2 protein-coding genes are annotated in these 2161 nt (G+C 72.6%); both read right to left on the reverse strand.

Annotated elements, in window-relative coordinates:
• Nucleotides 1-232: hypothetical protein (locus ACFYWL_RS31060; RefSeq protein ID WP_386980362.1), on the reverse strand; the 232-nt coding region annotated here is incomplete at its 3' end.
• A 117-nt stretch (nt 233-349) separates the two neighbouring features.
• Nucleotides 350-2161: condensation domain-containing protein (locus tag ACFYWL_RS31065; protein WP_386980365.1), on the reverse strand; the 1812-nt coding region annotated here is incomplete at its 5' end.

A 2161-nucleotide genomic window follows, 5' to 3' on the forward strand; every position in this document is an offset into this window, starting at 1 on the left:
CCTCCGACTGACCCGTATACCGCGCCAACACACCCACCAACCCCGCCACCACCACGACACCCGAACCCGCCACACCCGCCGGCCACCCCACCACCTGCGACACCGAACCCGCCCGCGCCGGCCACACCACCGGCCGCCGCAGATCACCCACCAGATCGAGGGTCTCGATGTCGGCGCCGGGGGCGGCGAGCCCCGAAGCCTGGGCCTGACCACCAACGAACCCGACAGACATGAGCCAAACCTCCGATCAGGACCGGCGTCGCCCGCAGGCGGGGCCGGTCCGGGAAACCAGGAAACCCCGTGGGCGCGGCCGTCCGCGCCCACGGCACGAGAGGGGTACGACGTTCGATCAGCGGCCCGGAGCCGGCGCGGGTCCGGCTTCGAGGAAGCGCAGCATGTGGCCGTTCAGCTCCTCGGCGAGGCGGTACGGCAGATAGTCGGTGCGGATGGTGACGCGCAGGAGGGCGTGGTCGGCGCGGGGCAGCACCTCCACGGTGAGACCGTTGGACACCTCCCGGGCGTACGGGTCGACGACCTCCTCGGTGCGGCAGCCGGGCAGCTCGAGCGGGAGCACCACGTTGTCCTGGTAGACGAAGGTCGGCAGGCTGGCGACCACCTCGCTGGAGAGCCCGGCCGCGGGATCGTCGGCGGTCTCCGCGAAGGGCACGTCCTGCGCCCGCATCAGGTCGGCGATCGTCTCGTGGACCCGCAGGACGAGCTTGTCGTCCTGCGGCCCGTCGAACCGCACCCGCACGCAGTTCAGGTTGAGCCGGGTGGTGAACGCGGAGTCGAGCACCCGGCTGCCGCGCTTGGCGACCACCATCAGCAGGCCGATGTCGTCCTGTCGGTGTACGGCGCGCAGGGCGGTGGCGAAGGCGGCGACGAAGTAGCTGGAGCGGCTGAACCGGTGTTCCCGAGCAGCCCGGTCCCACCGCCGCATCACCTCGGTCGGCACCGTCACGGTGTGCCCGGCCTTCGGGCCCCAGGCGAGGGCCTGCTCCAGCGACACGGTCGGCCCACCGTCGCCCTGCCGGGGGAGGCCGTGGAGTTGGGTGCGCCAGTATGCGCGTTGGGCGGGCAGGTCGGCCGCCTCGCGGAGCCGGGCGTACTCGTCGTGGATCTGGCGGAGGGTGGGTGCGGGCCGGTCCCAGGTGGGTGGCTGTCCGGCTTTCCGGGCGGTGTAGGCGTGGGTGAGGTCGCGGACGAGGAGAGTGTGGGACCAGCCGTCGAAGGCGATGTGGTGGATGCCGATGCCGAGGAGGGTGCGGTTGGTGGAGCGGTCGCGGATGAGGGCGGTGCGCCAGTTGCGGCCTTGGGTGTAGTCGAGGGGTTGTTGGACGGCGTTGGCGAGTTGGTCGAGGGCGTCCTGGGTGGTGGTGGCGTCGGTGAGCAGGAGCAGTTGGGGCATACCCGGGTTCGCCGGGACCAGCGCCACCGGCGGCTCCACCCGTCGGTAGCGGGCGTGCAGGGCCTCGTGTCGGCGGTGCACGTCGCCGAGCGCGGCCATCAGCGCCCGCAGGTCGAGCTCGCCCTCCACCCACCAGCTCACCGGGACCACGACCTCCAGCGGCGACATCAGGCACTTGGCCACCTGCTGCGCGAGCGGCACCGGCCCGAGACGCTGACGCCCCTGGCCGGCGGCCTGTCCGCTGCCCGTACGGCGCGGCGCGGTGGCGAGCCAGGTGGCGAGGGCGTGGGGCGTGGCGGTGCGATGGATCTGGGAGACGGGCACGACCACGTCAGCGGCCTCGTCGATGCCGGCGGCCACGGCGGCGGATTGCAGGGACGTGCCGCCGAGGTCGAAGAAGCTGTCGTGGATGCCGACCCGGTCGAGGCCGAGGACGGTGGCGAACACGCCGGTGACGAGTCGCTCGTGCTCGGTGGCCGGTGCGGCGTAGTCGACGCCGAGGTCGGGACGTCGGCCGTCCGGGGCGGGCAGCGCCGCCCGGTCGATCTTGCCGGTGCCGCCGACGGGGAACCGGTCGAGGACGATGATGACGGCCGGCACCATGTAGGACGGCAGGATGGCGCTGGCATGCTCGCGCAGCGCCTCCGGCGTCGGGGTGCGTCCGTCGCGTCCGGTGACGTAGCCGATGAGGCGGGTGGTGTGGTGGTCTTCGTGGCGGGTGACGATGGCGGTGGTGACGTCGGGGTGTTGTTC

The sequence above is a fragment of the Micromonospora sp. NPDC002575 genome, from assembly GCF_042889525.1.
GTDB lineage: Bacteria > Actinomycetota > Actinomycetes > Mycobacteriales > Micromonosporaceae > Micromonospora > Micromonospora carbonacea.